This window comes from Geobacter benzoatilyticus, from assembly GCF_017338855.1.
Classification (GTDB): domain Bacteria; phylum Desulfobacterota; class Desulfuromonadia; order Geobacterales; family Geobacteraceae; genus Geobacter; species Geobacter benzoatilyticus.
The window spans coordinates 1285824-1298396 of sequence record NZ_CP071382.1; the positions used below are offsets into that span (position 1 = coordinate 1285824).

General features: G+C 60.0%; 11 protein-coding genes. 2 read left to right on the forward strand and 9 right to left on the reverse strand.

From position 1 onward, the window contains the following. The first annotated feature begins 215 nt into the window (after positions 1-215). The gene (locus JZM60_RS06060; protein ID WP_207164608.1) at positions 216-368 is read left to right on the forward strand and encodes a hypothetical protein; all 153 of its coding nucleotides are present in this window, start codon (positions 216-218) and stop codon (positions 366-368) included. A 46-nt stretch (positions 369-414) separates the two neighbouring features. Then, positions 415-1590 (forward strand): metallophosphoesterase, encoded by a 1176-nt coding sequence (locus JZM60_RS06065; protein ID WP_207164609.1) that lies wholly within the window; start codon positions 415-417, stop codon positions 1588-1590. Here JZM60_RS06065 and JZM60_RS06070 read toward each other — a convergent pair. From JZM60_RS06070 to JZM60_RS06110, 9 genes are all read right to left on the reverse strand, one after another. Continuing rightward, positions 1559-1927 (reverse strand): hypothetical protein, encoded by a 369-nt coding sequence (locus tag JZM60_RS06070; protein ID WP_207164610.1) that lies wholly within the window; start codon positions 1925-1927, stop codon positions 1559-1561. The two genes, JZM60_RS06065 and JZM60_RS06070, sit on opposite strands and share 32 nt — an antisense overlap. Before the next feature lie 31 nt (positions 1928-1958). After that, positions 1959-4250: a serine protein kinase PrkA gene (locus tag JZM60_RS06075; protein ID WP_207164611.1), complete on the reverse strand. Its 2292-nt coding sequence runs from the start codon at positions 4248-4250 to the stop codon at positions 1959-1961. Between the two features lie 3 nt (positions 4251-4253). Next, positions 4254-5891 carry a SpoVR family protein gene (locus JZM60_RS06080; RefSeq protein ID WP_207164612.1) on the reverse strand — a complete coding sequence of 546 codons (1638 nt, stop codon included), beginning with the start codon at positions 5889-5891 and terminating at the stop codon, positions 4254-4256. Between the two features lie 15 nt (positions 5892-5906). Further along, positions 5907-7145 (reverse strand): DUF444 family protein, encoded by a 1239-nt coding sequence (locus JZM60_RS06085; RefSeq protein WP_207164613.1) that lies wholly within the window; start codon positions 7143-7145, stop codon positions 5907-5909. A gap of 74 nt (positions 7146-7219) precedes the next feature. Further along, positions 7220-9280: a serine protein kinase PrkA gene (locus JZM60_RS06090; protein WP_207164614.1), complete on the reverse strand. Its 2061-nt coding sequence runs from the start codon at positions 9278-9280 to the stop codon at positions 7220-7222. Between the two features lie 280 nt (positions 9281-9560). Further along, positions 9561-11201 carry a chaperonin GroEL gene (groL, locus tag JZM60_RS06095; RefSeq protein WP_207164615.1) on the reverse strand — a complete coding sequence of 547 codons (1641 nt, stop codon included), beginning with the start codon at positions 11199-11201 and terminating at the stop codon, positions 9561-9563. A 66-nt stretch (positions 11202-11267) separates the two neighbouring features. Next, the gene (groES, locus tag JZM60_RS06100; RefSeq protein ID WP_207164616.1) at positions 11268-11555 is read right to left on the reverse strand and encodes a co-chaperone GroES; all 288 of its coding nucleotides are present in this window, start codon (positions 11553-11555) and stop codon (positions 11268-11270) included. 139 nt (positions 11556-11694) lie between these two features. Continuing rightward, positions 11695-12282 (reverse strand): hypothetical protein, encoded by a 588-nt coding sequence (locus JZM60_RS06105; protein WP_241426385.1) that lies wholly within the window; start codon positions 12280-12282, stop codon positions 11695-11697. Continuing rightward, positions 12279-12551, reverse strand: coding sequence for a DUF507 family protein (locus JZM60_RS06110; RefSeq protein WP_207164618.1), 273 nt, complete (start codon positions 12549-12551; stop codon positions 12279-12281). Before JZM60_RS06110 ends, JZM60_RS06105 begins: the two co-directional genes overlap by 4 nt. Positions 12552-12573: the final 22 nt, after the last annotated feature.

Sequence of the window (12573 nt, forward strand, 5' to 3'; positions counted from 1 at the left end):
GCTCATTGAAGCTCCGCCACAACTCCCCCGGACCGGGGACGGTCAGTGGTCAAATAATTGGAGCATACTAATTGTATCCGCTCTGCCATTCCTGTCAAAAGGCTCCGTAGCCACCAGGCTGTCCCGTGGTAAAATTATCGGGTGATCATCCAGAGGCCCCAAAAGGTTTTCGGATGGGGATCCTAAGAGGGGCGGGAGCTAGTGGAGGGTAACCCATGGAAACTACGAAACGATTCGGGGAAGGGTACCGCAAAAAGGTGCAGGGGGAGAAATCCGAGGGGATATGCGAAGTGTGCGGAGGAGAGCTGGAAATTGACCGGGAGAGTGGCGAGAGCCATTGCCCGGTTTGCGAAGATCCGGAACAGTAGGGCATATCCGGGAGAAATTTACCAACCCGCGTGAAGGTGAAACATAGTGTCGCTTTTCCTGCTCATTTTTTTTCTTGTCTACGGCGGCGTCCACGCCTACTTCTTCATCAAGGTGCGGGGGGCCTTCGGCTTCGGTCCGGTTGTCGGCGTTGCCCTTGCCCTTTTCCTGGCGCTCATGACCGTCACCCCGGTTCTGGTCCGTATCACCGAGCGACACGGCTGGGAGCTCGCGGCCCGGACCCTGGCCTGGACCGGATATCTCTGGATGGGGCTTATCTTTTTCTTTTTCTCCGCCTCCCTGGCCGTTGACTTCTGCCGTCTTCTTTTCAAGGGGGGAGGAGCGATCCTGGGCTGGACCCCTCCCCTGCCTATCATCGGGAAAGGGACGGCCTTCGGTATCGCCGCCGCCTACGCGCTCCTGGCAACGCTATCGGGGTATCTGGAAGCCAGGGACATCCGGGTCCGGCGGATCGTAATACCCACCACGAAGCTGCCGGCCTCGGTGCCGAAACTGACCATTGCGCAGATTTCCGATGTGCACCTGGGGCTGATTGTTCGCGAAGACCGGCTCGAAAAGATGCTGGCAAAGGTGAGGGAGGCGCGACCCGACATCGTAGTCTCGACCGGTGACCTGGTGGATGGCCAGATAAACGACCTGTCGGCCATGGCCAAACCCCTGGCGGAGCTTTCGCCCCGGTACGGCAAGTTTGCGGTGACCGGTAACCACGAGGCTTACGTGGGGCTTGACGGGGCGCTCGAATTTACGCGGAAGGCGGGGTTTACGGTTCTGCGGGGCGAGGGGGCGACTGTTGGGGGTGTGGTGAACATCGCCGGGGTAGACGACCCGGCAATCCCCTCGTCTCCCCATGTTGAGCGGCAAATACTGGCCGGACTCCCCGCCGGGCGGTTCACCATCCTCCTCAAGCACCGCCCCCGGATTGACCGGGATGCCACGGGGCTCTTCGACCTCCAGCTCTCGGGCCATGTCCATGGGGGGCAGCTCTTTCCCTTCGGGCTCCTGGTTCGCCTTTCCTATCCCTGCATGGACGGCTTCCACAGGCTGGCGAAGGGGTCGGCCCTCTCCGTGAGCCGCGGCACCGGCACCTGGGGGCCGCCGCTCCGTTTCCTGGCCCCTCCGGAGGTGACCGTCATCGAGCTGGTCCCCCCTCGTATGGAGCCCGGCGGGGCGCCTACTTCACGCACCGCTCCCGGGCCGCTTTGACCATCTCCAGCACCCGCTTGTCCACTTCGTCCTTTGCAGGGGACATCATCCGCACATAGGTGACGAAATCGACCCCCCTGGGCAGATTTTCGGCCAGGCACGAGCAGACATCGGCCCCGCCCACCGCGGCGACGCACGGCTCCTTTATGTCGCGGGTCCGTGCGTCCTTCTCCAGCTGTTTCTCCCGCAGTTCCTTCAGCTCGCGAATCTGCTTTTCCAGCTGTTCGATGCGATCCTGGATCTCCGCCTTGGGTTCGGCGGGCGGGTCGGCCCCCCATACGAGAGGTGCTGCGAGCACGATGAGGGCGATAGAGGCGGCAAGGGTACGCAGGGTCATGGCACTTTTCCTCCGGATGATTCAGCAGCAGTCAACTCCGCCCGTAAGCCTTGGCCAAGTCATTGTCAATGACGTAGATGCATACTTCCTTGGCGCCGTTCTTTGTGTAGCGGAACTTGCTGCAGAGGTTGCCGACGAGGAAGGTGACGTCGTCGCGGATCCGCTTGTCGTAGGTCTTGAAATCCTCTTTGCCGAAATCCTTGATGGCGCGGCGGAAGTTGACGTTGTCCAGGAACGGGTCCAATGCCTTCTCCTTGAGGTTGAAGACGTATTTCTCGAACAGGGTCCGGTAGAGCCTGGTTTCAGTTATGGCTTTCCCTTCGAAGAGTATCTCCTGGGTCAGGGTGTGCGCGGCGTATTCCCGCTGGATCTCTTTCCGGAACGCTAGGCGCTGCTCCCGGTCGCCGTTTGCCCTGAGGAGCCGGTTTTCGATCCCTTCGAAGAACGACTCGCTGATGTGGAGCTTGTCCTTTGTCCAGGTGCAGGTTTCATCCACTTCGGGCTCGAAGTTGACGGCGAAGAGATAGTTCTGCACGTCCCGGGAGATCTGCTCTTCGTTGTAGTAGTAGAGGGACTCCTTTACCTCCTGGAGTATGGTGAAATTGTAGAGCCCCATGAGGGAGTCGAGGAATCCGGTCGGGAGCTGTTTCCCCAGTTCGGGGTGGACCTTGGTGAAGAAGGCGACCAGGGTGGTCATGGTGATGAGCTTGTCCTTGCGGGCAAAGGTGGAGTAGAACTCGCCGAAGATCTTCAGGGCGTCGCGCCCCGAGAATCCCTTGTGCCCCTCGTTTTCCCCCTCGGAGATGATCTGGCGCCGCCGCTTTGCGGTGAGCCGTTTGCGGTCCTCCTCCGTGAGCCAGGGGGGGATGAAGCCGGTGTAGATCTCCATCTTGAGGAGCTGGAGGTTGAAGTCGCAGAAGGTGCTGTAGCGGTGGGGCTCGGGAATCCACTCGTGCATGGCGAAGGATCGTTCTTCCATGCGCGACGAGATGATGACGCGGGCGAAGTTGTGGAGGACCCGGGGCAGGAAGCTGTGGTCGATATGCTTGCCGAAGGCGTTGCGGTAGATCTCAACCTCGGTGTTCAGATCCAGCACGTAGGGTATCTTGATGTATTCAATCCGGTCCAGGAACGACTGGTACCCCTCGATATTGTTCTTGTCCTCGGGGTTCATGAGGGCCAGGAAGAGGGAATCGACGTTCTCCTCCAGATCGTCCACCTTGTGGACCCCTTCGCTGACGATGTTGTGGAGCTCGATGAGCCGGTCGGTGTTGTGCCCCTTGATGTCCATGAGGGCATAGATGCCGTTGTTGGTCTTGGCATACTGGGAGAAGATATACTTTACCAGGTTGCTGTCCTTGAGGGTGCCGTTGATCCGGTTCTGGAGCATGTCGTTGGTGAAGACACTGTGGCGCATGGGCTTGTCGCCGGGGGTGAAGACGCTGATCCCTTCGCCCAGGCGCCGGTTGAAGCGGTAGGGGCGGGCGTGGAGCATGCCGAGGACCGCGGCCGGGCTCTTGAGCCGGGCCAGGAGCGCCTGGTATAGGGAGCTGCAGATGGTGCAGGATGTCTGGCGGAAGACCCACTCGTATTCTTTTTCGGTGAAGAGCCGCCACTTCATCTCGTCGTTTTTGAAGATGTCGTCGAAGAACTGGCGGCGTAACTGCTTGGGGATCACGAGGAGGGGGTTGTCGTGGGATGGGCAGGGGATCTCCACGAAGTCGTCGCCGGGGTGCAAGGCGTGTTCCGCCGCCAGAAGCTCTTCCTGGTTGAATTCATGCTCTTCCAGCAGCTTGGAGAGCTTGTCGAGAAAGACCGCGGTTTCGCTTCTGGTGAAGCCGCCGAACGCCTGGCGGTCCAGGCGCCAGACCGCTTCGTAGCGCAAGCCGTCGCCAGTGTTGACGTAGTTCTCGAATTTCAGGAGCAGGTTGTTGAGGAAGGTGCTCTTGCCGCTTCCGGGAGGGCCGGCGAAGACGTAGATCTTGTTCTGCTGCGTGCCCCGCTTGAGGGCTTCCACCAGCCCCACGAACCGGTTGGCGAAGAGGCGGTCGGCGAAGAACGGGTGATCTGTCCCCTCCACAAAAAGCCTGCGGCAGTCATAGGGGACGTAGTTGATGGACTCGGGGTCGTCGGGATACTCGTCGGCGCCCATGTCGATGTGCCCCATGACCATGTCGTTGAAAACCTGGAATACGTTGCGGATTACCCTTGTAGGGTTGGCAACGAGGATGTCCAGGAACTCACCGAAGGGGATCGGCGCCCGGTGGTCCAACTCGCTTACGCTTTGGTCGATGTGCTGTAGTGCCCGGCTTATGGTGTCCATGGGTTAATCCGCTCCCAAGAGAGTCTTGGTAAGCGTCCGGTTCTCCATGGTATAGACAAACCGGCGCCAGTTGATCTTTCGAGCTTCCTCTTCGCGACGGGGGGCACCCGATTCCTGGGGGGGAGCGGCTCCCACTTCGCTGGTTTCCAGCTTCACCGGCCCCCCCCAGAGGAATTCGATCCCCAGCATGGTGTTGGCAATGAACTCCGTGACCAGTGGTTTTCCTTCGAAGCTGTGGTTGAGATAGAGAGTCTTCCCGCTCCCCTTGGCCCGATCCACCTCGATGCGCGGCGGATGGTAGAGGGAGTCCTGGAGCATTGCCCGGTACTCCCCGGCCTTGCGGCTCTTGACGTAGTACTGCCACGCCGTCCGCTCCTTGTTGAGGCGCTTGCCCACCACGAAGAGCTTGTGGCGGTTGACGAAGTCCTGGTCCACGTAGGTGTTGATGAAGGTAAAGTCGCAGAGGTTCTCCCGCACCGCGAAGATGAAGTCGCGCCCGGTTCCTGTTTTGCGGTCGAACTCCTTGCGGGCGTGGCTGTCGGCAAGCCGCTGGTACTCCAGGGAGAGCTTCCCCTGGTCGGCCGCCTCCTCGATCTGCTGGAAGAGCCGCATGCCGATGGCGTAGGGGTTCAGCCCCACCCGGTGGAGGGAGGTGACCCCCGAATGGACCCGGGCGAACTCCACCTCGTGCCCCTTGATCCGGTCATCGGTGAGGAAGAGGGTTTCGTGCCAGTAGCTGGCCCACCCCTCGTTCATGATTTTGGTCCGGATCTGGGGCTGGAAGTAGACGGAGGTGGAGCGGATCACCTCCAGCACCGACTTCATCCAGCGGTTCTCGTCCTGGTTCAGGAATTCCGAGTGCTCCATGAGGAACTGGAGGATGTCGAGCCGCTCCTCCTTCTTCTCCCGGGTTCCCTTGAGGTAGAACGCCTCGAATTCGGGATGCTTTGCCACCACGTCGGCAAAGAAGCTTTCCTCGCACAACTCTCCGTATTCCCTCGTGCAGCGGTTATAACGCTCGATTTCCTTCACGTATTCGGCGGTCTTGACCCCTTTTACCTCCTGGAGAAAGACGTCGAAGTAATAATCGATACGCCTGGGGAAGGGGGGGCGGTCATGGCGGAAAAGATGGGAAAGGCCGTCGAAGTACCCCACCAGGTTGTCGATGGAGCGGGCGAACTCGATTACGTAGTCGACCCATCGGCCGTGCTCGGAGCGGAGCCGCGCGATGAGCCGCTTGTCGGCCAGGGCCTTGCCGGTCAGATCGTACTCCCAGGTATGGCGGAAGTAGAGGTTGTTCTGGAAGAAGTCGATGTGGGCCAGCACGTGGTAGAAGATCATCACGTTCAGCCAGTCGGGGTTGTTGTCGTTGTAGAAGGAGATGGGGGGACGGGTATTGATGACCGTCTCGTAGGGGTTGTGGGGGTATAGCTCGTACTTCCCCTTCCCCTTGAGGAGCTCCACGTCGTGGACCCAGTAGTCGTAGAGGGTCGGTATCATCACCTTGGGGTGCAGCTCCAGCATGTCCCGGTTGGTGACGATGTACTCCAGGGTCTCGTCCGAGAAGCGCAGGCCCGCATCGCGAGCCCGCTCCTTGCATCCTTCCATTATGCTTTTCGTATGCTGGTCGATGAGTTCCATAGCAACCTTGAGGAATCAGGAGATCAGTTTCTTGATCCCTTCGATGATTCGCGTCTCCTCCGCGTCTTCGCCCATTACATCCATGCGGAGCAGCTCCGGCTTTTCATCCAGGAGCCCAGACCCTTTCAGGTAGCGCTCCACCTCGGTGGCTCCCCGCGGGCCATAGGCATTATGCTCGGCGATGGTTATCCCCACCCGGTTGGCGTAGGTGAGCATCCGCCGCAGCTCGGGAATTGTCTCTTCGCCGTTTGTGTCCCAGTCGTCGCCGTCGGTGCCGTGGAAGACGTAGATGTTGTAATCCTTGGCAAGGCTCTCCTGCTCCACCAGATCGTTCACCAGCTTGTAGGCCGCCGCCACCCGGGTTCCCCCTGCCACCCTGAGGTTGTAGTAGGTGTAGAAGTCGGGCACTTCCCGGGCGTCGCTGTCGTGGAGGACGAAGCGGGTCTCCACCTGCCTGGCGAACTGGTAGAGGAGCCAGCTGTAGATGAGCACATGCTGGGAGCAGACCAGCTCCGACGCCTTGCCGTCCATGGAGCCTGAATAGTCCCGGACGAAGAATACCAGCGCCTGGGATTCATACTCCAGTTCCCGGGAGAGGATACGGAAAATCCGGTCCCTGGGGTCGATGAGGAGCTTGGTTGTGTCGATGTCGGTGACGTCGGTGATGTTCCCCAGGGCGATGTTGGTTTCGATGACCCGTCGGAGGGTCTGCTTCTTTTCCAGTATCTGGCCGAAGCCCCGGTTGCGGTCGGTGAGGTCGTAGGTGTAGTGGGAGAGGGAGCTCTTCTTCCCCTTCTCCTTCAGGTTCGGCAGGTTGAACCGATCCGTCAGAATCCGTCCCAGGTCGTAGGCCGACGACTCCAGCTCGTGCCCCTCACCGCCACCGTGCCCCGCGGTGCCGCTTCCCGATCCCTGTTCGGGGCGCACCGGCTGCTCGCCGAGGATGTCCCCTTCCGCCTCGTCGCCGGTCCCCCCCATGGGCTCCTCCTCTTCGGGAGGGGTGGGGGCGCTGTCGTGCATGAACTTCTCTTCCACCGTGGTGGGGACTACCACGAACTTTTCCTGCCCCCCCTTGCCCGGTTTGATGAGCTTGCCGATCCGGATCTTGCGGGGGAACCCGTCCTCTTCCCTGAGCCGGTCCCGCTCCATGAGCTCGTCCAGGGAGCGTAGCCGGGTGGTGTAGGACCCCTGGGGCTCGGAGGCCAAGGAGGAGATGTCCCAGAGTTTGGAGTTGTTGGAGTCTTCGTTTTTCATATTGGTTTCAGACCGTATAGAAACGGGATTTTCGCAAGATCAACGCAGAAATTGCGGAAAAGCCGCGTTCCTGTCTAGATTTCATCTTCCTGGGTGCAGAAGTATTCGATCGTCTTCTGGGCGCAGGTGCGGCAGTAGCCGAGCTTCTTCAGCATGGTGTCCACCATTCGGTCGTAGAGCTTCTGGTTTTCCTCGTTGGTGCGGTTGGCCAGGGCTCCGATGAGGGAGCCGGCGCCGGCGATGTCGCTCTTGAGCCGCACATCGGTCACCGCCTTCACCAGTTCCAGGTTGTCCATGAAGTCGTAGGTGGGATCCACCGAGATCTTCTGGCCGTAGATCTTGCGGATGGAGGTGCGGAAGCTCTCCCGCTGCTCCTCGGTTTTCAGGCCAAGGCGGTCCTCCACGTTCTTCACGTAGCGCTCGTCGATCTTCAGGGCCTTCAGCTCGCCGGTCTGGGGATCCTTGTACTTCCACATCCGATCTGGGCCGAGGCTCTCCGCATCAATGCCGATGATCATGTTCACGTAGTTCATGACGTCTTTCTTGATGGCATAGGGCTCATCCATGTAGGCGTTGAACATCTCGGTCATGATCCGCTCGCGGTAGAGCCCCTTGGCGATCTTCAGATCCTCCAGGTACTTGGCCCGGTCGTTCTGGTCGGGGACGTAGTCGAGGACGATCCGCTCCAGGGACTTGAACACGTCATAGGCCACCATGCAGCGCCCCTCGTTGGTCTCCGAGCTTTCCACCAGGAGCTGGACCGCCCGCCCCAGGTTACGCTGGCCCAGCCCCTTCTGGCCGAAGCGCTTGGTGACGTCCTGCTCCTGGCTCAGGATGTCCACCACCTCGGCCAGGGTCTTGAGGCTCTTCTCCCCGGCGACCTCCCCGGCAGCCAGCTTCATGGCCTCGATGGGGGTGAGCTTCTCGGAGTGGGGGAGCCGCGTCAGCACCACCCCCACGCAGGCGGCGTAGTTCAGGTTCGGGTCCTGGTGGAGTTCCTCCCGGTTCAGGGTGGTCTTGGTTTCGCCGCCGATGGCGTAGGTGGTGAGCTGCTCCTGCATCCGGTAGTTGGTGTTGTGGGAGACGTAGCAGATGCGGCAGCGGTCGATGATGGGAGCCTCTTCCTTCTCGGAGAGGTAGCGGTTGAACTCGGCGTTGTTGCTGGTGGCGATGATGAGGGTGTCGATGGGCCAGCGGTAGCCGTCGATCTCGATGACCCGGTTCTGGATGACCCCGAGATACACCTGCACCAGGTCCTTCTTGTTCTTGTAGATCTCGTCGGAGAAGTGGATGCCGCCGCCGGCCACCCGGGCCAGGGCGCCACGGCGGAGATCGAAGCGGTAGGGGTTGTTGATGTCGGTGATGTGGAGAAGCCGCTGGATCGACTCTTCCCCCAGGAGGTCCACGGCGCTGGAGGTGATCTTGTCTTTTGCCGCGTACTTGCCGGTGATGGTCCCCAGGGTCTCGGTGAGGGGGACCGGGATTACCTCGATAAAGTTAAGCATCGCGCCGATATCGCCGCCGGTGAAGTTCCGGATGTCGTTGAGGATGTAGCTGGAGCAGGCCCCCAGCGGACGGTAGTTGTCGGAGAGATGTTCAAGCTCGCTGTCGGTGAAGCCGAACTCACGGGTCAGGAATTCCGCCCCCTCCCTCCGGGTCTCGAAGAGGTTCAGGGCAAGGACCATGGGGTCCTCGTAGGTCTGGGACTCTATTACGTCGATTTTCCCATAGCTCCCCAACTGTGCCATTCCGGTGTAGCGGAAAGAATAGCGCCGGTTTTCGGGCTTTGTGAGGAACTCCCGGTAGCGGGCGCAGACGAACTCCACGAAGAAGGTCTTGCCGTTGCCCGGTTCTCCCACTAGGACGAAGGCCATCTCCTTGGAGGAGCCCCCTTCGGCCGCATCCTTCACGAAGGAGACGAAGCTGTTGATCTCGTCGTACATGCCAACGGGGTGCTTGCGGCCGGTGCGGAATATCCGGAAATCGTAGGTGGTGCGGCCGTTGACCACCACCTTGTCGACTCCCTGCTCCAGGATCATCCGGGTTACCCCCTGGAAAGCGTTCTCGAAGCGGCGCGTTCCCTCCTTGACCGCGGCGATATGATCGCGCAGCGTCACGGTGCTGGTACCGTTCATCGTATTCTCCCCTCCCTCGAGACGCGGGCAGGAAAAGCAGGCCTTTGCCTGCCCGAAAAGTGTGGGCCGCGGAGCAATCCTTGGCATTTGTTAAGTATACACATTTTCGCGGGGAGCCAAGGACCCACGCTGTTTTTTTTGCTCATCCAATTGGTACACATTTCAAAGGTTGCCACCCGAATACACAATCGAAACAGGTCGGCAAAATGCTGGGAACAAAAAAAGGGGAAAGACCGAAGTCCTTCCCCTTTTCCGTTCATCCAGTAAGAGCTGGAATGATTTACATCATGCCGCCCATGCCACCCATTCCGCCCATGCCGCCGGGCATTGCCGGAAGAGCTGCTTCGTCCTTGGGCTTGTCGGCGATCATCGCCTCGGTGGTCAGCATGAGGCCGGCCACGGAAGCGGCGTTCTGCAGAGCCGAGCGGGAAACCTTGGTCGGGTCGATGATGCCGGCCGCGATCATGTCCACGTACTCGTCATCGGCAGCGTTGAAGCCGAATGCGCCTTCGCCGTTCTTTACCTTGTCGACGACGATGGAACCGTCAACGCCGGCGTTCTGGGCGATCTGGCGAATCGGCTCCTCAAGGGCGCGCTTGATGAGGGTAACGCCAAACTGCTGCTCTGCCGGGAGGCTGATTCCTTCAAGGGCGCCGAGGGAACGGATGTAGGCAACGCCGCCGCCGGGGACGATCCCTTCGTCAACGGCTGCGCGGGTAGCGTGGAGGGCGTCCTCGACCCGGGCCTTCTTCTCTTTCATCTCGGTTTCGGTGGCGGCACCGACCTTGATGACGGCAACGCCGCCCACGAGCTTGGCCAGGCGCTCCTGGAGCTTCTCGCGGTCATAGTCGCTGCTGGTTTCTTCGATCTGGGCGCGGATCTGCTTTACGCGGCCCTGGATATCGGCTTCGGAACCGTCGCCGTCGATGATGGTGGTGTTGTCCTTGTCGATGGTGACCCGCTTGGCAGTGCCGAGCATGTCGAAGGTGGCGTTTTCGAGCTTGAAGCCGAGCTCTTCGGAAATCACCTTGCCGCCGGTGAGAACCGCGATGTCTTCCAGCATGGCCTTGCGGCGGTCACCGAAGCCCGGGGCCTTCACGGCGCAGATGTTGAGGACGCCGCGCAGCTTGTTGACAACCAGGGTGGCCAGGGCCTCGCCCTCGATGTCCTCGGCAATGATCAGCAGCGGACGGCCGCTCTTGGCGGTCTGCTCAAGGATCGGGAGGAGATCCTTCATGTTGGAGATCTTCTTGTCGTGGATCAGGATGTTGGCGTTCTCAAGGGAAGCCTCCATGCGCTCCGGATCAGTCACGAAGTAGGGGGAGAGGTAGCCGCGGTCGAACTGCATCCCTTCCACGGTCTCAAGGCTGGTTTCCATGGCCTTGGCTTCCTCGACGGTGATGACCCCTTCCTTGCCGACCTTCTCCATGGCCTCGGCGATGATGCCGCCGATGGTCTTGTCGTTGTTGGCGGAGATGGTGCCGACCTGGGCGATTTCCTTGTGATCTTTGATGGGCTTGGAGATTTTCTTGAGCTCGGCCACGATGGTCTCAACGGCGCTGTCGATGCCGCGCTTGATCTCCATGGGGTTGTGGCCTGCGGCCACCAGCTTGGAGCCCTGGCGGTAGATGGCCTGGGCAAGAACCGTAGCGGTGGTGGTGCCGTCTCCGGCAACGTCGGAGGTCTTGGAAGCGACTTCTTTCACGAGCTGGGCGCCCATGTTCTCGAACTTGTCTTCCAGCTCGATTTCCTTGGCAACGCTGACGCCGTCCTTGGTGATGAGCGGGGAGCCGAAGGACTTCTCGATGATGACGTTGCGTCCCTTGGGGCCGAGGGTCACCTTGACCGCGTCGGCAAGAGTATTGACACCTTTCAGGATGGCGTTGCGCCCTTCCTGATCGAACTTGATAATCTTGGCCATCTTTTCTGTTCCTCCCTATTTAATCTTCTTTTTCTTTGCTTTACGGACCTTTGGCGAAGCCGGTCGTTATTCTATAACGCCGAGGATGTCGTCTTCCCTCATGATGAGGAAGTCCTGGCCTTCAACCTTGATGTCGGTGCCGGCGTACTTGCCGAAAAGAACCTTGTCGCCCACTTTCAGGTCAACGGGGATCACCTTGCCGTCTTCGGTCTTCTTGCCATTGCCGACGGCCACGATCTCGCCACGCTGGGGCTTTTCCTTGGCGGTGTCGGGAATGAAAATCCCTCCTGCGGTAACTTGCTCTTCCTCAATCCTTTTTACGAGGATGCGGTCCTGCAACGGTCTGAGTTTCATCTGCTGCGTCTCCTTTCTTCCATGAGTATGCTCACGTGATTTCATCGAAAAAAATTAGCACTCAATGCGGCTGAGTGCTAACACGGAGTAACTATAGTCACCCCTCGGGTAAAAATCAAGGCCATTCGCAAAAAAAAATTCAGGGGGTCGACGGGGATGGAGAACCGTGCGGGGAAAGGGCGTCGAGGACTTTTCGCGAAAGATCGCGGGCAAGGGCACGGGCCAGCCGGTCCCGTTCACGGTCTATGGTGGAGCGGTCATGATCGAAGAAGCTCTCCATGGGAACGAAGATCTCCACCGATGGGGCATTCTTGCCGGGTTCGTGGATATATACCCTGGCTTTGACCCGGATGTTGGTGGAGCAGCAACCGGAATCCTCCACATAGCTCCAGATGTCGCCGGATATGTAATATTGGCGGGAGAGCCATGGAGCGCCCACCGTCTTCAAGTCATCCTTCAGGATGGTGAAGGAGCGGATGCCGGTTTCACGCCGCCGGCCATTGAGCTGGTCCACGAAATCGTTGAACACGGTGGCGGAGAATTCCTCGGGGACAAGGGCGCCGGCAAAGGGGACCACATAGGCGGTTTCCACATCGGTAGCGGGGTGGAAGGATGGCGCGAGCGACACCTGGGGCTTGGGTCCGCAACCGGCCAACGGCAGCAGAAACGGGATGGCGAGAAGCAGGGCGAGGACCAGCCTGCATATGGAGCGCGTGCCGTGGATCACCATTTTCTCCTGGCCATCTCTTCCTGGTAGAATTTCTGGTAGAGGATTTCGTATTCCCGGCTCCCCGGCACCTTTGACTGGGAGTAGGAGGCGAGTTTCCTCCGGACGGCGGCATCCACCTCGCCGGTGACGGCGAAAAAGGAGGAAATTGCCTCCTTGATGCACTGGAGGGAGCGCCGCTCATCGGGGAAGTCGGCCAGGTCGTCCTTCCAGAGACGGTCCTGGATACGGTGGGCAAGATGGGATACGCGATCTTCGGAAATGCTCATGGTTTCGTGCTCCGTACCGGCC